The 18,582-nt window shown below is 46.2% G+C and carries 18 protein-coding genes; 11 read left to right on the top strand and 7 right to left on the bottom strand.

The window, feature by feature from the left end; translation table 11 throughout:
• The first annotated feature begins 1 nt into the window (after position 1).
• From AC3CIC_RS22890 to AC3CIC_RS22880, 3 genes are all read left to right on the top strand, one after another.
• Positions 2 to 766: an enoyl-CoA hydratase-related protein gene (locus AC3CIC_RS22890; RefSeq protein ID WP_488516360.1), complete on the top strand. Its 765-nt coding sequence runs from the start codon at positions 2 to 4 to the stop codon at positions 764 to 766.
• Positions 767 to 1,037: 271 nt separating this feature from the next.
• Positions 1,038 to 2,159, top strand: coding sequence for an HlyD family secretion protein (locus AC3CIC_RS22885; protein WP_488516359.1), 1,122 nt, complete (start codon positions 1,038 to 1,040; stop codon positions 2,157 to 2,159).
• Between the two features lie 15 nt (positions 2,160 to 2,174).
• On the top strand, positions 2,175 to 3,206 hold the full coding sequence (locus AC3CIC_RS22880) for a DUF2955 domain-containing protein (protein ID WP_488516358.1): 1,032 nt from the start codon (positions 2,175 to 2,177) through the stop codon (positions 3,204 to 3,206).
• A 30-nt stretch (positions 3,207 to 3,236) separates the two neighbouring features.
• On the opposite strand, the gene AC3CIC_RS22875 is transcribed toward AC3CIC_RS22880, so the two are convergent.
• Both AC3CIC_RS22875 and AC3CIC_RS22870 read right to left on the bottom strand, forming a co-directional pair.
• On the bottom strand, positions 3,237 to 4,898 hold the full coding sequence (locus AC3CIC_RS22875; RefSeq protein WP_488516357.1) for a sensor histidine kinase: 1,662 nt from the start codon (positions 4,896 to 4,898) through the stop codon (positions 3,237 to 3,239).
• A 99-nt stretch (positions 4,899 to 4,997) separates the two neighbouring features.
• Positions 4,998 to 5,750, bottom strand: coding sequence for a response regulator transcription factor (locus AC3CIC_RS22870; protein WP_017006588.1), 753 nt, complete (start codon positions 5,748 to 5,750; stop codon positions 4,998 to 5,000).
• Positions 5,751 to 6,171: 421 nt separating this feature from the next.
• Between AC3CIC_RS22870 and AC3CIC_RS22865 the strand changes: the two genes are divergently transcribed.
• The 5 genes from AC3CIC_RS22865 to AC3CIC_RS22845 all read left to right on the top strand — a co-directional run bounded on the left by AC3CIC_RS22865 (position 6,172) and on the right by AC3CIC_RS22845 (position 11,658).
• Positions 6,172 to 7,164 carry an ABC transporter substrate-binding protein gene (locus tag AC3CIC_RS22865; protein WP_488516356.1) on the top strand — a complete coding sequence of 331 codons (993 nt, stop codon included), beginning with the start codon at positions 6,172 to 6,174 and terminating at the stop codon, positions 7,162 to 7,164.
• A 178-nt stretch (positions 7,165 to 7,342) separates the two neighbouring features.
• Positions 7,343 to 8,242 (top strand): ABC transporter permease, encoded by a 900-nt coding sequence (locus tag AC3CIC_RS22860; protein ID WP_026023853.1) that lies wholly within the window; start codon positions 7,343 to 7,345, stop codon positions 8,240 to 8,242.
• Complete coding sequence (locus AC3CIC_RS22855) at positions 8,235 to 9,506, top strand: quaternary amine ABC transporter ATP-binding protein (RefSeq protein WP_016960431.1); 1,272 nt, start codon at positions 8,235 to 8,237, stop codon at positions 9,504 to 9,506. Before AC3CIC_RS22860 ends, AC3CIC_RS22855 begins: the two co-directional genes overlap by 8 nt.
• A 165-nt stretch (positions 9,507 to 9,671) precedes the next feature.
• On the top strand, positions 9,672 to 10,730 hold the full coding sequence (locus tag AC3CIC_RS22850) for an endonuclease/exonuclease/phosphatase family protein (protein ID WP_488516355.1): 1,059 nt from the start codon (positions 9,672 to 9,674) through the stop codon (positions 10,728 to 10,730).
• 262 nt (positions 10,731 to 10,992) lie between these two features.
• Positions 10,993 to 11,658, top strand: coding sequence for a substrate-binding periplasmic protein (locus AC3CIC_RS22845; RefSeq protein ID WP_488516354.1), 666 nt, complete (start codon positions 10,993 to 10,995; stop codon positions 11,656 to 11,658).
• Between the two features lie 104 nt (positions 11,659 to 11,762).
• Here AC3CIC_RS22845 and AC3CIC_RS22840 read toward each other — a convergent pair whose 3' ends face one another.
• Together AC3CIC_RS22840 and AC3CIC_RS22835 are read right to left on the bottom strand one after the other, a co-directional pair.
• Complete coding sequence (locus tag AC3CIC_RS22840; RefSeq protein WP_394209418.1) at positions 11,763 to 12,032, bottom strand: hypothetical protein; 270 nt, start codon at positions 12,030 to 12,032, stop codon at positions 11,763 to 11,765.
• A gap of 136 nt (positions 12,033 to 12,168) precedes the next feature.
• The gene (locus AC3CIC_RS22835; RefSeq protein ID WP_488516353.1) at positions 12,169 to 12,996 is read right to left on the bottom strand and encodes an alpha/beta fold hydrolase; all 828 of its coding nucleotides are present in this window, start codon (positions 12,994 to 12,996) and stop codon (positions 12,169 to 12,171) included.
• A 181-nt stretch (positions 12,997 to 13,177) separates the two neighbouring features.
• Between AC3CIC_RS22835 and AC3CIC_RS22830 the strand changes: the two genes are divergently transcribed.
• Positions 13,178 to 13,471 carry a hypothetical protein gene (locus AC3CIC_RS22830; RefSeq protein WP_488516352.1) on the top strand — a complete coding sequence of 98 codons (294 nt, stop codon included), beginning with the start codon at positions 13,178 to 13,180 and terminating at the stop codon, positions 13,469 to 13,471.
• Between the two features lie 71 nt (positions 13,472 to 13,542).
• On the opposite strand, the gene AC3CIC_RS22825 is transcribed toward AC3CIC_RS22830, so the two are convergent.
• Positions 13,543 to 13,857 carry a hypothetical protein gene (locus tag AC3CIC_RS22825; RefSeq protein WP_488516351.1) on the bottom strand — a complete coding sequence of 105 codons (315 nt, stop codon included), beginning with the start codon at positions 13,855 to 13,857 and terminating at the stop codon, positions 13,543 to 13,545.
• A gap of 328 nt (positions 13,858 to 14,185) precedes the next feature.
• Between AC3CIC_RS22825 and AC3CIC_RS22820 the strand changes: the two genes are divergently transcribed.
• Both AC3CIC_RS22820 and AC3CIC_RS22815 read left to right on the top strand, forming a co-directional pair.
• Positions 14,186 to 16,159 (top strand): methyl-accepting chemotaxis protein, encoded by a 1,974-nt coding sequence (locus AC3CIC_RS22820; RefSeq protein WP_488516350.1) that lies wholly within the window; start codon positions 14,186 to 14,188, stop codon positions 16,157 to 16,159.
• Between the two features lie 119 nt (positions 16,160 to 16,278).
• On the top strand, positions 16,279 to 17,229 hold the full coding sequence (locus AC3CIC_RS22815; protein ID WP_488516349.1) for a sensor domain-containing diguanylate cyclase: 951 nt from the start codon (positions 16,279 to 16,281) through the stop codon (positions 17,227 to 17,229).
• A gap of 71 nt (positions 17,230 to 17,300) precedes the next feature.
• Here the strand turns inward: AC3CIC_RS22815 and AC3CIC_RS22810 are convergent, their stop codons facing one another.
• Positions 17,301 to 17,630 carry a DMT family transporter gene (locus tag AC3CIC_RS22810; RefSeq protein ID WP_394209780.1) on the bottom strand — a complete coding sequence of 110 codons (330 nt, stop codon included), beginning with the start codon at positions 17,628 to 17,630 and terminating at the stop codon, positions 17,301 to 17,303.
• Positions 17,631 to 17,766: 136 nt separating this feature from the next.
• Complete coding sequence (locus tag AC3CIC_RS22805) at positions 17,767 to 18,288, bottom strand: DUF3332 domain-containing protein (RefSeq protein WP_016960420.1); 522 nt, start codon at positions 18,286 to 18,288, stop codon at positions 17,767 to 17,769.
• Positions 18,289 to 18,582: the final 294 nt, after the last annotated feature.

The following is an 18,582-nucleotide window of genomic DNA, read 5'->3' as shown; positions in this document are numbered from 1 at the left end:
TATGCTTATTAAAACCACCATGGACCAAGGCGTTGTTGTCATTCGCCTAAATCGTCCAGAGAAACGTAACGCTCTCAATTCAGCGCTGATGCAAGAACTCACGGCAACACTCTCGGAATATGACACTAATCCCGACGTGGGCTGTTTTGTTATCACAGGCTCTGAACAGATCTTCGCAGCAGGCGCAGACATCAGCGAAATGGCAAACAAGAACTACCAAGAAATGGCTGAATGCGATTATTTTGCGGGTTGGGAAGCTATCGACCGCATTCGTACTCCCATCATTGCGGCGGTTTCGGGTTATGCATTAGGCGGCGGTTGTGAGCTTGCGATGATGTGCGACACCATTTTTGCGGCCGATTCAGCGCTATTTGGTCAACCTGAGCTCACCATTGGCGTCATTCCGGGCATGGGTGGCTCTCAGCGCCTCACTAAATTGGTCGGCAAAGCCAAAGCCATGGACATGATATTGACGGGTAGAGTCATGGACGCCACTGAAGCCGAGCGCGCGGGGTTGGTGTCTCGCGTAGTGCCTGAACATCAACTGCTGCGAGAAACCATGGATGCGGCACACACTATCGCCAGTTACAGCAAACCTGCTGTTAATCTAGCCAAGGAGTGCGTCGTGAATGCAGAGAAGTTGCCCGTGAGCGAAGGGGTACGCTTTGAGCGTCGAGTTTTCCACGGTTTGTTCGCGACTCACGATCAAAAAGAAGGGATGAAAGCGTTTATTGCTAAACGTAAACCCAATTTTATTGGTCAATAACACGCAATCATCGCTGACCCAACGCATTGAACAGATTTCTGGGGAGCTGCGATCAATCGAACGCCAGCCCCCCAATGACTTCTTTTACACTAAAGTCGCTAAAACACACGTCGTACCCTATATAGCTGATATGACACTGTTTACAACAAAGTGTCTTAACTTGGACAACTTTCCCTTCTCACTCCTCATAGAATTACCTTCCGTGGATGAGTCACCATCATCCATTTTTAATGGCCATTCTGAAAATGGTCATGACAAAAAGGACGATGTGATGAGTGATGCCAACAAGCCTAGCGATGAGGAAGAAACGGATAAAGGGGAACAATCCGCCTCCGTAAACAGCGCGCGTCGCTTCACTTATTACCTGATCGCGTTAGCATTGGTCATTTGGTTCTATACCTTGTGGGCTGACCGCGTGACGCCTATGACCAGCCATGGCAGAGTCAACGGGCAGCTTATTCGCATTAGCCCTCAGGTCTCAGGTCCAATTTCGAGTATTTCGGTGGTTAACAATGCCGAGGTCAAACGCAATCAACCCTTGCTTGCTATTGAAAAGAGTCCGTTTCAATTAAACGTAGAATCCGCGCGGTTAGCACTTCAACAAGCCTCGCAATCCGTCAATGCCGATTCTGCGGCTGTAGACGCAGCCAAAGCCACGCAAGTTGCGGCTCGCGTCAAACTCGCCAATGCAAAACAACACGCTGAACGCAACACGACTCTCGCGCGTCGAGGCGTGGTCAGCCAAGCCACGCTTGATGACAGCCTATCGGCACTGAATACCGCCAGAGCCAATCTTGCAGAAGCCACCGCAGCATTTGCAAGAGCGCAGGAAGCATTAGGTCCGAAAGGTGAAAATAACCCTCAGGTTAAGTCAGCGCTGAACAGGCTTGACCTAGCCCTGCTCGATTTGTCCTATACCGATATTACTGCCCCTGCCGCTGGTGTCATCACCAATATCAACCTAACAGCCGGTGATTATGCGGCGACAGGACACCCTCTACTGACCTACATCAATAACAATCATTTCTGGCTAACCGCCATGGTGCGTGAAAATTCGCTGGTCTATATCCAAAAAGGCACCATCGTGAAGATTGTCTTTGATGCCTATCCCGGTGAAATTTTTCACGGCGAAGTCACTTCGATTGGCTGGGGTAGCAGCGGCAATGGAAGCCTTCAAATCGATGGCAACAATGGCTTATTTGACTCGCCAGCAGGTATTCAACATGCACAGCGATTCCCCGTAAATGTTCGTTTCTTTGACATTCCCGATGACGTTAATCTCCGATACGGCGGCCTTGCAACCGTCAGTTTTTATCCTCGTCAGTCTGAGTTTGGAGAAGCCTTACTTGATTTGTGGACGTGGATTTGGAGCTACCTGAGCTATGTCTCGTAGTGGTGTATCCTAATCATGTTTAGACGCCCCGGTAATGCCATTATCCGTGTTGCGGTTTTTCCCGTTTTGCTCCTATTTTGGCAGCACGTGTTTGGCACGGAAATACCGTTATTAGGCCCTGCAATCTGTGCGGTATTTTTATGTACTTCACACAAGCCGCCGCCACTGATGATGGTGATACTAATGGCTGTTGTGCTATTTATCACGGCATGGTTTCAGGCCAGTCTCAGTAATCTATTGCTCGACAATCCTATTGTTTATTACTGCATGCTGTTTGTGGTGTTCTATTGGTGCATGTTGCGCTGTCGAATTAATCCACAAGATTTACTGGCGACGCTACTGGTGGTTTCAACAGCAATGATTGCCGTGTTCTCCCGTCAAAAAGGGATAGACGTCACACAAGTGCCACTGGCGTTGATGGAGAATATTTTTATCGCTGGGTTTGTTGCCTATCTGGCGTATTTTCTTGTTCCGGGTGGCGACCCAATAGCGCCGACACCAACGCCACAGCCCTCGGAACCCAAACACACCGAAGTCTGGCATATCGTGGTGAAAGCCAGTGTGATTTTGCTGGTTTTGATCAGTTCTATCGCCCTCAATCTGGTGCAAAGCACCATCGTCACGATTACCGTTGCATTGATACTTAAAGATCCCGATCCGATCAGTGCGCATAGTTATGGTATTCGACGCTTTCTCGCTACCTTGGCAGGCTTTCTGTTCGCGTTGCCTGTGCTCATGATGAGTGTTTTGCAAACCAATCTGATTGGGAACATGGGTATTGTGTTGACGTGTTCGCTCCTTATGGGCATTCATGCCATGAAGAAAAACGCCAGCTACAGCACGATTCAATTGCTCTATTCCGGATTTGTGGTCTTGGTGTATTACGGCATTACTCAGAATGCAGGCAGCGCTTTCATCGAGGATGGAAAGCGCCTTTTCTCGATCATGGGCGCGGTGATGTTAGGAATATTTGTATTGATATTGCTTCAGCCCAGATCCACAACAGTCACAACTGCCAAAACAAAAAAAGCGAGACGAGTGACTTAGAAGCGTGGGGGGCGATGTATTTGGCTGGCTTTATTTTCGTCCACTTTCATCTGCTTGCTCATTTTTCTCGTCACTACTACCGCTAGATAGATCCGTTTCTGATGCGCTAAATGAAGGCAACGGCGCGGCGCTTGCCGGATCGTCTGTCATCATCATAGGCATGGCACCGGTTTCATCTGCGCTCTCTCGCAAACTTCCATTCACTTTCGGCAACGATGAGGTCATTTGAGGTTCATCTTCGTCTTCCATGACTGTCGATAAAACAGCAGGAACGACGCGAATTTGCCTCGCCGTCGTATTGGCGATCGAAGACAGTTCAAAATAGACACTGAATCGGTTTGCTGCATCGTCCTCTTCAATATGCTCTAGCTGACTTTGATGAAGGCTCAATATGGCGTCAACAATTTTGGTTCCCATCCCTAATGAGCCAGAAGCGCTGCCTTCTGCAACATTATTAGACAATCGAAATCCCACACGGCGCGAGCCAACTTTGACAGCCTCAACCAAAATGGTTGAATGCTGAGGACTATGACGAACTGCATTTTCAAGCAGATTGTCGAATACACGATTGATCAGTTGCTCATCAGCGATGACTACGCATTGAATGTCAGCACTCACCACAATGTCGACCTGCTTACGTTTCGCTGACAATGAAAAACGTTGCTCGATATCTTTCAGCAAAAACGACACATCAATCTCTTGATATGAAAGAACAATTTTGGCTGTTGGGGAGCGAGCGGCATCAAGCTGCTCTTTAAGATGGCGCTGAAGTCGCTGTGCATTATGATACGCCGTATCGATCATGCCTCGCCCTTCATTGTGCTGTATGCGCCACGTTTCGAGATAACCCAGCACATTCGCCAACGGAGTTTTGAGATCATGACTCAGTTGCACAAGATGCTCACGGCGCTGTGCTTCTTGAATTCGCAGTTGAATAAACTGTTGTTGTATCACGGCCATCATACGCCGATATTGCGCCGCGATTTCTTGCAACTCGGCAGCTGAAAACTGTAGCGGCGGAGTAACGCGAAATTCAGAACTCGCCGCTTGCTCAATTTGATTCACCATGAGCTGCCCAGGAATGATGATATGGCGAAACACCAGGCGATAGACGCATAAAGCAAAAAGTAAAATAGCCACCAAAGCAGCAAATATCACTGGGGCATACAACAACAAGGATTCTGGATCCATCAACACATCGCGATGTGAACTGCCAATCACCACGTACAAGTAACCGGCGACTTTGCCGCCCACATCGATTTGCGCTGCTGAAAATACGTTTTGGCCACCTTTTGACAAGGGGTCATTCCCCAGAATAGGAAAAGGTTGCTTTTGAAGAAATTGCTGAATCGGCGCAACATCAACCTTACGTCTTACAACGTCTTCAATCGGTGGGCCGGAGGTAGTGATATTGCCCTCTGGGTCAAGAAAATAGATTTCAAAGTCAGGCCCCAGCAACATTAAGGTATGGAAAATGGAGGAGAGTGCCTCAGTGCTGTAATCGTCACCCACCATCAGTGGGTTATCATCTCTCATATGAACAGCCAGCTCGCTGTGAAGTGTCTGTTGCGCCCTGAATTCATTCTCTTTCCAAACAGACACACTCAAGAATGTCAGCAAGGCTGCACTGATCAAAAACCACACTAAAGTGAATAACAGCAGACGATGCTTAAACGTCAATAGCGACTCCATGACATATTTTGTTGTTTGTACTCATTCTGTCTCTACACGCATGCTGACGTATATCACCAAGTACAACACTGTTCTGTTCCAAACAAAGCTAAAAACAGGCTATATGCGATGCAAAGTAGCCGCTTCTCGAAACTTATACCCGACACCCCATACAGTATGGATGTACTTCGGCATGTCTGGATCACGTTCCAATTTGCTTCGTAAACGATTCACTGCACAACAAACAGTATGACGGTATCCGTCATAGTCCGTGTTCCAAACACGGCTCAATAGCTCGTCTTTGCTGAATACTCGCTCTGGCCTTTTGGCTAAACAACACAGTAGCGAAAATTCCGTAGGCGTAAGATCAATGGTTTTACCACCTAACGTCACACTGTGTGTTTCCGGTGAAATCTCCAGATGATTGAACAACAAGGATCCGACACTTAGCTCATCGCTGACAGCATCCGTTTCTTCTGCTGCAATGTGATGCCACTGGTTGTGCACAGCAGCCCGACGCATTAATGCGCGTATTCTTGCCTGAAATTCAATCACGCTGAATGGCTTTGCTAAATAGTCATCAGCGCCCGATTCGAAACCTTCCACCATGTCGGATTCAGAGTCCATTGCCGTTAATATCAAAATGGGCACGCCATTGTGCTGGTGGCGCAATTGCTGGCACAAGGTCATACCGTCGCCATCATCAAGGCCTCTATCTAATACCACGGCATCTATTTTTCTTTCGCTGAGGATGCGAAACCCTTCTGCCAATGACGTCCCTTTTACGACTTCATTGCCCATCACTTTTAGGTGCAGTGAAACCAGTTCGGCGATGTCTGCATCATCTTCTAGTACGAGTACAGTCTGCGACATATTGACTCCCTAAACCTTTTATTGAGGACACCATGTATGAACAAGGAACGCGCAAATAAATTTCATCCTTAAACCTGGAAATGAGGTATGTCTCGTGTAATTCTCCAAACTGAATGTGAATTCTTACAAATAAAACGCACGATTCATATTAGTGGGCATTTTAAGAAGAAAAATCAGAGACTTAATTACCAAACAACCGACAAAACACCGCGCAATTTGATTAGGGAGCGAATCAATTTGAGCATGAAATGTAATGTGGGTGCAGAAAATGTGATGCGTATTTGTTATGATTACAATCAATGCATACATACTTTTCAATCTGTTAAACCATGTTTGAATGATTTTCGTAACAGTACGCGAGCGCCATAAATGATTAGAGCTGTATTGATTAATGCAGCAGTTCATATGAGAGGGAACTTCCATGAATAAACTTTTAGCCACGTCATGCCTGCTGCTTTCAGCAATGCCAATGACCAGTTTCGCCGCAGAATGTGGCAAGGTCTCCATCGCAGACATGAATTGGAGTTCTGCAACAGTTATCGCCAATATTGACCGCTTCATTCTTGCAAATGGTTATGACTGCGACGCAGAGCTAGTGCCGGGCGATACCATGCCAACGGGTACATCAATGATTGAAAAGGGCGAGCCAGACATTGCGCCAGAATTCTGGAGCAACTCACTAAAAGCGGCATTGGACAAAGGCGTTGAAGAAGGCCGATTACGTTTTGCGGGTAGCACACTATCTGAAGGCGGCGTAGAAGGTTTCTGGGTACCTAAGTTTCTTGTCGACAAAGACCCGAGCCTAGCCACGATTGAAGGCGTAAAAAACAACCCACTACTTTTCAAACACCCAGAAGACCCAACGAAAGGTGCATTTTATGGCTGTCCTGCTGGCTGGAACTGCCAGATTTCATCAGGCAACCTATTTAACGCATTGGGACTTGAAGACAAAGGTTTTGAATTGATTGATCCAGGTTCAGGTGCTGGTCTTTCTGGCTCTATTGCCAAAGCATATGAGCGCGGTCAAGGTTGGTTTGGTTACTACTGGGCGCCTACTGCTGTGCTTGGTAAATACGAAATGGTCAAAGTTGACTTCGGTTCAGGCATTGATGAAGAACACTTCAAAAGCTGTATTACAAGCGAAGAGTGTTTAGATCCAAAAGCGACCATGTACCCACCATCAGCGGTCGATACGGTGGTAACGGAAAGCTTTGCACAACGTGCCCCTGGTGCAATGAGCTACCTGGCTAATCGTTCATTCACCACCAATGAGCTAAACACTCTGCTGGCTTGGATGGAAGATAATCAAGCAGACGGTGAAATTGCCGGTGAATATTTCCTCGAAAATCATGGCGACATTTGGACTCAGTGGGTAACCCCTGACGTGGCAGCAAAAGTGAAAGCGGCACTGTAAGCGCGCATTCAACCAACGGGCTGATGCATTCAGCCCGTTTCTTCAATCACAAATAGTGTAATTGCTCTCACCCGCCTAACGTCTCATCAGTCTCAGTTAAAACACCGAGGCTAAAATCGTACCGGGTATATTCACTATATTTTACTAATAACAACTATACAGAGGATGCTGTACTGTTATGGCAGATAATTCTTGGTTAACGGAATTCCCGGAGATGGAACGCTCCGATCTTCTAACCATCCGAAAAACACTTGATGGTGCTTATCGCGAATTCTCACGAAACTATGGCGAAACCATCGAATCATTTTTCGATCCCCTTCTTCAATTTCTCATCTGGTTTGAAAAGCTACTACTCGGCACGCCGTGGTGGTTAATGATCGTTATTCTTGCTGGCGTCTCTTATCTTGCCAGCCGCTCATGGAAACTCGGCGTCAGTGTTATATTCGTCTTCCTCGCCATTGGTTACTTTGGCATGTGGGAAGATACGATGCGGACCATGAGTATCATATTGGTATGTACCATGCTGGCCATCGGACTCGGCATACCCATCGGTATCGCCATGGCCCGTTCAAATCGCATTCAATCTCTGGTCACCCCCCTACTTGATGTCATGCAAACCATGCCAGCATTTGTCTACTTGATCCCTGTCGTGATGTTGCTTGGCATTGGTAAAATTCCGGGCGTCATTGCCGTTATCATCTATGCGATTCCACCAGTTATACGCCTGACCAATCTCGGTATCCGACTCGTGGATAAAGAAGTATTGGAAGCAGCAACAGCCTATGGCGCGAGTTCAACACAACGTTTGTTTGGTGTGCAGTTGCCACTTGCCATGCCAACTATCATGGCAGGCATAAACCAAACCATTATGATGGCACTAGCGATGGTCGTTATCGCCTCAATGATCGGCGTAAAAGGCCTCGGCCAACCGGTACTGAAGTCTATTACTAACCAATACTTCACCCTCGGCTTAATCAACGGTCTTGCTATCGTTGCCTTGGCAATCATCTTTGACCGAGTGTCACAAAGCTATGCAAAACGTACTCAGCAGCATTTAAGTGGAGGTCATCATGAGTAAGTCCAGCACTACACCGCTGATTCAAATCAAAGGCCTTTACAAGATTTTTGGCAAGACACCAGAGAAACTGCTGCCAGACGTGAAAGCAGGCAAGTCCAAAGATGACATATTGGCTGCATCAGGACATACCGTAGGCCTGCAGCAAATTGACTTAGATATAGAACGAGGCGAAATCTTCGTGATTATGGGTCTGTCTGGCTCAGGTAAATCCACCCTCATTCGCCACTTCAACCGTCTGATAGACCCAACTGAAGGTCAAATCATTGTTGAAGGTGAAGACGTGATGAAGTTGGACGAGAAAGGACTACAACATTTCCGCCGCCACAAAATGTCCATGGTGTTTCAACGATTTGGTTTGATGCCGCACCGCACCGTTTTGCAAAACGTAGCTTACGGTCTGCAAGTACAAGGTGTCAGTAAAGCAGAGCGTGACAATAAAGCGACCGAATGGCTTGAAACCGTTGGCCTTGCTGGCTACGAACAGCAGTACCCGTCACAGCTTTCGGGTGGCCAACAGCAGCGTGTTGGTCTCGCTCGCGCCTTGTGTACCGATGCAGAAATTCTATTGATGGATGAAGCCTTCTCTGCACTAGACCCACTGATCCGTAGTGAAATGCAAGATCAGCTGATTGGTTTGCAGGAAAAGCTTCAAAAAACCATCATTTTCATCACGCATGATTTGGACGAAGCGCTTCGCTTGGGTGATCGCATTGCCATTTTACGCGACGGCAAGCTTATCCAACAGGGTCGCCCGGTTGATATCCTACTTAACCCAGCCGACGACTATGTTGAAGCTTTCGTCAAAGATGTGAATCGCGCTCGCGCACTGACCGTTGATACAGTGATGCAACCACAAAGCCTTCGTATTAGCACCGAAACCATCGGTGAAGCCCTCGCGCAAATGCGTCAAGCAAAAGTGCAGCACGGCTACTACATGAACGATGAAGGTTACCAAGGCGCATTATGCAGAGAGCGTTTGGAATCATTCGATTCATCACGTCATGGCGATGCTATTGATGACAAAGTGCTTGAAACGGTTCCAGGGATTCAATCAGACGCCCTGATAGAACAAGTTATCCCTGATACCATTGAGCATGAACTTCCACTACCCGTGCTTGATGAAGACGGTGAACTTCAAGGCCAGCTTTCTCGCGCTAGCGTGGTAGAGGTCTTGACTGATCAGCAAAGCAACGAAGAGAACACCGTAGATAAGGCCGAGGGCACAGACAAAAAGAAACCCGATGAGGAAAGAGTATCAGCCTAGCTTTTCTCGCTTAAAGACTACGTGACTCATTGTCATCCAATCAATGCGCTTCATCTCGAAGCGCATTTTGTTTATCTCCCACATTTTTAAATCCCTGTCAGCTCACCAATAACCAACGAACTCTTCGCTATACTAGTTACATGTTTTCATTCTTGAGACGATATTGTGTTCGCGACCAATAGCAAAAACTCATACGCTCACAGCGCCTTTGGCCTTAAGCTCGCGACGATTAACTTGTTTAATTTTATCGAGCCGCCTGGTGCCTTTTATGAGTTCAGTAACATCTACAGCGAAGATCAATGGCGACAAAAGCGCATGTGGCTTAATCGCTACATTGGCAGCTACCAGCCTGACATCATTGCGTTTCAGGAAGTGTTTAGCGCATCAGCACTCAAAGCACTGCTTGAACCGCTGGGATATCGATTTTTTTCCGTTGTGGATGAGCCTGAGCCAATCAATTCCGTCAACGATTACGTGTATAAAAGCCCGGTGGTTTGCCTTGCTTCGCGTTATCCCATATTGAGTGCCTTGCCCATGCATGCTGATCCTGTGGTGTCAGAAAAACTGGGTATGACAAAGGACTTTGAATATAGCCGCCTTCCCCTGTGTGCGACGCTCGAACTCCCTTCTCTCGGTCAAACGGATATTTACGTCGTGCACTTGAAATCCAAACGCCCAACCATGGAAGAAGACGACGAAAGTAAAGGTAAAGAGAAAACGCTTCATGATTCTATGCAGGCAGAAATCGCTGGATCTTGGGCGTCATCAATTCAACGTGGTTCAGAAGTTTGTCAATTGATGGCATCCATCATTCAACGTCGCTTTCAAACCAATAATCCCGCGATTGTCATGGGTGATTTCAACGATGATTTGAATTCAGAGGTATTGCGCGCTTTTCATGTCACCGGCTTACGTTCAATTACGGAAGATATGGCGGATATGCCGCTGTCTCACTATCAGCTTCATGATAGCTGGGATCTATTTATCAAAAACACCGGTGAAACAGGCCTTGAACGCCCTAGCACGCACTATTTTCACGCAAAAGGTTCAGTGCTTGACTACATTCTGCTTTCCAACGAATTTAACAGCAGCGATCCGGCCAGCCTTGCAGAAGTTGGCGATTTTCATTGTGAAGACAGCCACCTGATTAACCCAAAGTTCGATCAAGATGCTTACAGCAGTGATCATGCCATTGTCAGTGTCACCATCGGTTTGCGCAGATAATCAAACATCGCGTTAGGAAAAAACAATCAGCTATTTATTCGCGACGCTCTCTAATCTGACGTAGTTTTAAAGAGGAGTCTCAACAAAGAGACATTCTTTGTAGCTACTTATGCCGGAGAGCGCTCGCATGTTTCACACCTTACTATCGGCTCGACCACGACTCAAACCTTTAGGACTATCCACTTTAGTTTGTTTGTTATTTGCCATCACATTCTCTACGACTGCGCTCGCCGAGAAAAATGCGCCCAAGGAAATTGTGATTGTGAGCGAAGCATGGGAAGACGCCACAGAGAAAGACGGGACGGGTCTTTACTTCGACATCATGCGCAAGGTTTTTGAGCCTCTGGGATACAAAGTTAAGACCCTAACGACGACCTATTCGCGCAGCATTTACTTAGTTCAAACCCAAAAAATGCATGCGTTTCTTGGTTCTTACATCGATGAACAAGAAAAAGTGCTTTATCCCTATTGGCATTTTGATGCCGAGCAAGTCTCAGCGGTTTACAAGGCTTCTGTTATTCCCAAATGGACAGGTGAAGAATCACTAAAGGGAAAGACGGTAGGATGGGTTAAAGGTTATGACTACAACGAATACATCAGAACGTCAGTGAACGTGAGAGAAGTAAAATCACGCCGTCAGGGCTTAACCATGGTGTATTCAGACAGGCTGGACGTACTCATCGACGCGCTCTCTGAAATCGAGCAAGAATTCGAACAAGGCTACATAGACCGAAATGCGTTTGCAGTGTCGAACCTGACAGATTTAAAACTCTATCCAGCATTTACGAACACGCCGGAAGGTGAAGAACTGCGAATGCTTTATGATCAGCGGTTTGAGGTATTGTTAAAATCAGGGGAATTACAAATTATGTTTGACGAATATGAATGGGATTACTTCCCTTTTCAAACTTCAGCAGCCCCCAAGTAAATGTCCCCCAACACATCGTTTTAATGAAACCGACGTCTCACGAAACCAACAATTTCACAAAACAAAAACGCCGCTAACTAGCGGCGTTTTTATCGAATTTTTGACTAACGATTATCAGTGACGTCGTGATAATCACCATCAATAGTTTGACCTTGATGACGCTGTTTAGGGCCATAAGGCGTTTGCTCAATGGGCTGTTCATGCTGTTGCTGGTACAAATTCGCTTGTTCCGCTTGAACTTTGCGTAGCTTTTTCATGATGAAAGGTTTGGCGATCAAAGCGCTAATTGAAACGATCAAACCAAACACCGCAGCAAACATTAACGTAAAGAAGCCCAAAATAAGCGTCACCACACCGATCAGGATTTGTCTCATGTAAATTCCCCGTGGATTAAAATCGAGTTGGCTTCAATACCGTTAAAATGCGCCTCTCGCGCTCAATTTTCAAGGGTACTTTACAGATATTTACACTCTCGCCTTCCTATCCTTGCTCTACTTTCATACCAATAACTCAATGTATCTCAATCATCGCTTTGATTTCATTCACTAATAACGGAACATTTTGCCACAACACGAAATGCCCTTCATTGTTAAGCATTTTCAAACTGGCGTTAGGTAAACGTTGTTTTGCGAAGTAGGCGTTCCCCGGGTCAGCCAGTTCGTCGTCTGCTCCATGAACCAAAACAATAGGCATGGTTAACGACGCCCAATCCTGTGCAGCGAGTTTCTCTAGCTCATGTTCCAATACCATCATCTCGGCATTGGAGCGCAACATGTCGTCGGGTACGAGCCACGTTGCCAATAGTGTGTCGGCGATATAGTTATACCACTTTGGTGATTCCAGCTTTGGATCAAACGCCGACGCAATCAGCAATAAGCTATCAACATGTTCCGGCGCGAGTAACGCTAATTGCAACGCTATTGGTCCGCCTAATGAATGCCCAACAAGCAAGGTATTCTTGTTATCTTGAAGCAAAGGCAACAAGGATTCGGCTTGCTTTTTCAAGCTAGTCTCAACCGGCATTGAAGATTGGCCGAAGCCCAGCCTGTCCACAGAGACCAGTTCGATTTGCTGTAAAGAAGGATGATTTAAATAATCGTCATACGCTTCTTTGCTACCCGGTGAGCCATGAATAAATATCACACGATGCGCTGACAAAGGATTGCCCGATATTTTTTGGGGCACACGAACATCCTCTGACATTTGTTTTGGCGCACTACCTTCATTTTCAGTCTTTGTTGCAGCATAAATCGACCAACACATTATCAAACAGATCAGCGTCAACATCCTTTTTTTCATTAAGCCTTTGTCCTTCTCTTGCTTGTCTTCCAAGCGCATAAATAAGTGTTCTAAGAATAGACCGCTAACCCCAATATTCGACTCCATCGGGCAGAAACTAATATGTGCCGAAAAGGAGACTTTACACATCCGCTTGCTTTTGAGACAGAATGGCAATGCCATCAAATGTAACCTGTTGCTATGTATCAATAAGCATAATGTCAGTAAGAGGATGTTTGACATGAAAGCCTTCAAAACAACAAAGAAGCCAGTAAGTATTATCAGTGTGATTGCCATAGTATTCGCTCTAAGCGCATGCTCAACAACACGCCATGATCAGCTTGCCAATTTAGGCTTCGCTACGCCTTATTTAGAAGGCTATGACGATGGGTGTCACAGCAAAGTTACCGCTGCAAAAACGATTAAAGATGGCTTTCGCAAAGACCCTGAACGTATGTTTAAAGAAGAAAGGTATGCTGAAGGCTGGGAAGATGGCTATGAGCAATGTTACGTGGTCAACAAATCATTCTACTGACAAAGTAAAAATCCTGCTCTTTGCAGGATTTTAGATGTATATCATTCGTTTATCGTGTGTAGATCATGACATCAATGATCGCGCGGGATCACAATCGATCGTTGTATCTCGTCGCCATTTTCTAGCATCGCCGTAAACACGCCAGTACGCGTGAATGGGGCTTCAGTCATGACAAATACCCTCCCATTTTCCGGTGTAACATACTCTCCCAACGAGCCTGATAAAGTGACCGTCGCGCCTTCAACTGGCGCACCATTTTGTAGCACCTGAACCCAGGCGCCCTGACCGACAGTGACGACTCGCATATTCACGTCATCGTTCATCGTACCAGCGAAAGCTGTCGACGAAGCAGCAAGCATACTCATCGCGATTAGTACTTTCTTCATGGTGACCTCTCTATGATTGTATAAATGTATCTCGATACAAATTCTTCTTTTTATTCACTTCTTTCTATAAACATAGTTGCCCATACACGAAGTGCCAATACGTTAAAAGTCGAACATTTGTTCACTTCAATCTCCACTATTGTCTCCCTCTTTCCCCACGGCGACTGGACGACATCGCGTTAACAAATGATGCTGTAATATTTTTGCAACAATTTATGTGAGGCACACAAAAGCTGTCCTATATTTAAGACAGCAATGTATAGACAAACATATTTCATGCGGCGGTCGATGCAGTAAAAGCGCAACTTACGATAAAACAGGAGAGTACATGCGTAAGCCCCTTCCTCGAACCATCAAAGCACAACTGAGTAGTATTGTTCTTTTGATTTTGACATCCGTTATCGTGTTTTCGATCACTTTTCAGTCGTCATTTAAAGAGCTTGAAACGCTAGATAGTGCATCCGTCGATATACTGAAGAGTCAGACATCAGTGTTAATGCTTCGCCGACATGAGAAAGATTTCATGGCGCGGAATGATGTGAAGTACAAAGACAAATTTGACGCGGAATATAGGGCACTAAGAGCAAAGCTTTCTGCTGCATTGAACAAGTTAACGGCCCTCGACATGCCCGGCAGAGAAGCCATCAGCGACATGATGTTGAAACTCGACAATTACCAACGAGATTTTGACTCTTTGATCGCACAACGCGTCAATGTGGGCGTCGAGTATGACAGTGGGTTACAAGGCATCGCACGCACTGCATCTCATCGCGTAGAACAAGCCATTCAGCGCATCCAAGACGATACCATTTACAAAATGCTGCTGATGCTCCGTCGTCATGAAAAGGACTTTCTGCTCCGTTCTGATGTGAAATACATCGACGAGTTTAATGCGCAGATGAGTAACGTTGGCTTAGTCATTGCCAGCAGCGAAATACCATCAAGTCATCGCCTTTTGATGGAAACCTCTCTAGGTGATTATCACAAAGCCTTTAATTCGTTGGCGACCAGCCTGCAGGATATTGGTTTGACACCACAAGAAGGTTTACACGGTAGCTTGAGAGCTTCGGTGAGAGAGACGGAAGCGCAGATGAAGTCACTTAGCGAGAACTTAGTGCACGCCATCGATCAACGTGAACATCAAGTCACGACGCGTCTAACCCTTGTTGGTGGCACACTGGCCATCATTGTTTGCCTTTCGTTAGCGTTTATTATCCGCCATGTCACCCACAAGATTTCGGTGGCCAATCAGTTAATGAAAAACATAGCCAAGGGTAACAGTTCACTGGATGTACGTATGCAATTGCCCGGCGACGATGAACTTTCGCAACTGGCGACCAACTTCAATCGTTTTATTGCCAACCTACAACACACCATGGAAAAAATTGCAGGTATTTCATCTGAACTATCGTCCAATGCGCGACACAGTTTAGTGATGGCAGGATCTACTGCTGATAATGCTGAAAAACAACGAGCAGAGTCGGATTCAGTGTCTACTGCAATGAATGAAATGACGGCGACCAGCCGAGAAATCGCTCAGAGCGTTGCACGCGCGGCAAGTGTTGCCCGAGAATTGCAAACCTCAGCGCAAACAGGACGTGATGTGAACAGTGAAACATCCGTGAAGGCGACAGAGCTGTCTGAAAGCATGCGCAGTGCCAGTGACAACATGCAAAGACTGAATGCAGACAGTGAAGAAATTGGCTCAGTGATTGACGTGATACGCTCCATTACTGATCAAACCAATCTTCTCGCATTAAACGCTGCTATCGAAGCTGCACGAGCCGGAGAACAAGGACGAGGCTTTGCCGTGGTTGCCGATCAAGTTCGCGAACTTGCGATGAAAACACACCACTCAACGGATGAAATAACCAAGATCATCGAGCAACTACAATCAGGGATCCGCCATAGCGTCAGCGTAATGAATGAAAGCAGTAACATGGCAACAATAAGTGTCAATCAATCACGTGAAGGCGCTGCAGTAATGAGTGCCATGGTCGAGCAAATTGAAGACATTGCAGGCCAGAATATGCAGATTGCCACCGCCTCTGAAGAGCAAACCATGGTGACCGACAGCGTTGATCGTAATATTGTGGTTATCGCTGAGCTTGCCGGACAGACTGCATCGGCGGCTCAAAAATCCAACCACTCTGCCAGCGCCATTGAACAACTAGCCAATGAGCTCGACCGACTGGTTGGTACATTTACCGGCGAGCGAGGGAAATCGCATTCAGAAACGCCCAGCACACCAAAGATTGACGGGACAATGAACATGACACAAAGCCAATGGGCAAGTGCTTAAGTTATCAACGACATACGCTCGCGGGTCTTTTTCGCCGTTCAGCGAGCGAGTTTAGCAATCCGATGCAAAGGTATTTCCATCGACTATAGTAATGAAAACGCCATTGCATTGGATTGCTTATGAAAAAGCCCGCGCTGCCAGAAGATGAAGCCCTCAGACTGCAATCTTTAGAGAACCTTAATATTCTCGATACCAGCGCCGACGAGCGATTCGATAGGCTTTCCAGACTAGCAAGCCAGATGTTTGCTACTAAGGTAACGGCTATTAGCTTTATCGACGCCAACAGGCAATGGATGAAATCATGTATCGGGCCCTTTAGCCAAGAGATCCCACGAGATATATCCTTCTGTGCGCATACGATTTTAGATTCAAAGCCTTTCATCGTGAACAACGCACTTGCAGACCCTCGCTTTAGTGACAATCCGTTAGTTACCGCTGAGCCAAATATTCACTTTTATGCTGGCTATCCCATTAAGCACGCCAATGGCACTGTTTTGGGCACACTAAGTATCATGGATGATGAACCGCGAGGTTTCGACGACGATGACATTCAGTGTTTTAAAGACATCGCCGATTTGGTGCAGAGCGAGTTACATGCGATCCAACTGACCACACAAGATCAGCTAACTGGCCTTCTCAATGCACATGGCTTTCAGGTGTTATCACAAAACAGCCTAAACATGTGCGAGCGCCTTAACGCACCGGCTTCACTGGCTTATTTTGATGTGCGGGGACTCAAGCAGATTAACCACCTACAAAGTAATCGAGATGGTGACAACGCACTAGTATTCTTTGCTGAATTATTGACGTTTGGTTTTCGTGATTCTGATGTACTGGCACGTTTGGAAAGTGACAAATTTGCTGTGCTGCTCACCAACACACCGATTGCCAATACCAAGGATATTTTGGACCGTTTTAAAGAAAGGGTAGACAGATATGCGGTTGAAAAACGACTCCCCTACACCCTTGATTACAATGTTGGCGTGTCATGGGTGGATGAGGAAGGCGATTATGATTTTGCAGAACTGCTCAATATTGCGCGAAGCCTAGCGGAAAAAACCAAGCCCTAGCGTTTCCAAGTACCGCTTCTTCTCAGCAATGCTGAGCTTCATTTCGCGCTATCAGTTCATCAGTCTTTAGTTCAATGCATGACACTTGAAAAGAGATTGATAACCACGACTCCAGCAATGATCATTCCCATGCCCAACATTGCACCTAAATCAAGCTGTTGACCATGCCAAAGCCATGCGACAAGTGACACCAATACAATTCCCGCAGCACTCCAAATAGCATAAGCAATGCCCAAAGGCATGGTTTTAACCGTAATGGAAAGCAGATAGAACGACACAGCATAGCAGGACAACACGACACCAGTGGTGACTGGCTGTGTGAACGACTGCGTCTTTGGCATCATGGACGTTGCCATGATTTCAAATAGAATGGCGATAGCCAAAGATACCAAAGGTGGCAATGTGTAGAGAATTTTAAGCACGCGATTCTACTCTTTAGTGACGCTTCCTTTCGAGAAATAATCGTGGCGTCTTCAGACAGCACAAATAGCAAAGCCTCACCAATGGGGCGAGGCTTTGTTCAGTCAATCAAATAAATTATACGCGGTTTGCCGCGTAGTCATTCAGTTCGTCAACAGAAACAGTCGTGATGAACTCATCGTTCAGGTAGAAGTTAACCATCTCACCGTCTTTCTCACCGCGCAGTACCTGCGTAGTGCCATCAGCATAGGCAACAGACATTTCGATAGATTTGTCGTTAACTTGCTTAACGTCTGCCGCAGAAATTTTAATCGGCGCAGTAGTCAGGTCTTTGTCTAGTTTCTGGTTGATACGAAAAACAGCGTTCGCTGGCATGTCTGCTACTGCTGGTGATTTACCAGAAATTGGGTTTGTGCCGGTCCAAAACTCGATAGAGTTGAAGATAAACAGGTCGGCTGCGGCTGCAACGCCATAAACTGGGCTCATCAGTACATAAAGACCTGCACGTGCATAACGGTTATCAACAGCTGTCAGGTTCATTTTCATTACCATACCTGACGTTGCCATTTGACCGATACAACCCGTCAGAGACACAGTCAGTACTGCAGCAGCAATAGCTTTAATCGCAATTTTTTTCATCGTTTTACACACAGTGAGTTCAAAAAGTTGGCGAAGTATACAGCGAATTTCTCACTTGAAAAGATCGAAAATCAAGCAGGAACCTGTAGCACGTAACAGTGAATTAACAGGTTTTTGTAAGGGCAATGTCAAGATGGTTAAGTGAGGGTTACCAAGCCACAACAGTGAACCCTAACACCAATGAAAACACACAACTCATTCACCGCGTGAATGCATGGGCATTTGTTTGATTGCTCGTTATTTATACTATTATCTTCAAGTTTACTTATTATGCTTGAGTCTCCTTGTGGTTTG

The sequence above is a fragment of the Enterovibrio sp. QJM3NY_24 genome (assembly GCF_057786035.1).
The sequence above is the reverse complement of the archived record's forward strand: the minus strand, read 5'-3'. Positions and strand labels throughout refer to the sequence as shown.

Coding starts and splice junctions, on each gene's coding strand:
- AC3CIC_RS22890 (WP_488516360.1), top strand. CDS start 2: ATGCTTATTAAAACCACCATGGACCAAGGCGTTGTTGTCATTCGCCTA.
- AC3CIC_RS22885 (WP_488516359.1), top strand. CDS start 1,038: ATGAGTGATGCCAACAAGCCTAGCGATGAGGAAGAAACGGATAAAGGG.
- AC3CIC_RS22880 (WP_488516358.1), top strand. CDS start 2,175: ATGTTTAGACGCCCCGGTAATGCCATTATCCGTGTTGCGGTTTTTCCC.
- AC3CIC_RS22875 (WP_488516357.1), bottom strand. CDS start 4,898: ATGGAGTCGCTATTGACGTTTAAGCATCGTCTGCTGTTATTCACTTTA.
- AC3CIC_RS22870 (WP_017006588.1), bottom strand. CDS start 5,750: ATGTCGCAGACTGTACTCGTACTAGAAGATGATGCAGACATCGCCGAA.
- AC3CIC_RS22865 (WP_488516356.1), top strand. CDS start 6,172: ATGAATAAACTTTTAGCCACGTCATGCCTGCTGCTTTCAGCAATGCCA.
- AC3CIC_RS22860 (WP_026023853.1), top strand. CDS start 7,343: ATGGCAGATAATTCTTGGTTAACGGAATTCCCGGAGATGGAACGCTCC.
- AC3CIC_RS22855 (WP_016960431.1), top strand. CDS start 8,235: ATGAGTAAGTCCAGCACTACACCGCTGATTCAAATCAAAGGCCTTTAC.
- AC3CIC_RS22840 (WP_394209418.1), bottom strand. CDS start 12,032: ATGAGACAAATCCTGATCGGTGTGGTGACGCTTATTTTGGGCTTCTTT.
- AC3CIC_RS22835 (WP_488516353.1), bottom strand. CDS start 12,996: ATGCGCTTGGAAGACAAGCAAGAGAAGGACAAAGGCTTAATGAAAAAA.
- AC3CIC_RS22830 (WP_488516352.1), top strand. CDS start 13,178: ATGAAAGCCTTCAAAACAACAAAGAAGCCAGTAAGTATTATCAGTGTG.
- AC3CIC_RS22825 (WP_488516351.1), bottom strand. CDS start 13,857: ATGAAGAAAGTACTAATCGCGATGAGTATGCTTGCTGCTTCGTCGACA.
- AC3CIC_RS22820 (WP_488516350.1), top strand. CDS start 14,186: ATGCGTAAGCCCCTTCCTCGAACCATCAAAGCACAACTGAGTAGTATT.
- AC3CIC_RS22815 (WP_488516349.1), top strand. CDS start 16,279: ATGAAAAAGCCCGCGCTGCCAGAAGATGAAGCCCTCAGACTGCAATCT.
- AC3CIC_RS22805 (WP_016960420.1), bottom strand. CDS start 18,288: ATGAAAAAAATTGCGATTAAAGCTATTGCTGCTGCAGTACTGACTGTG.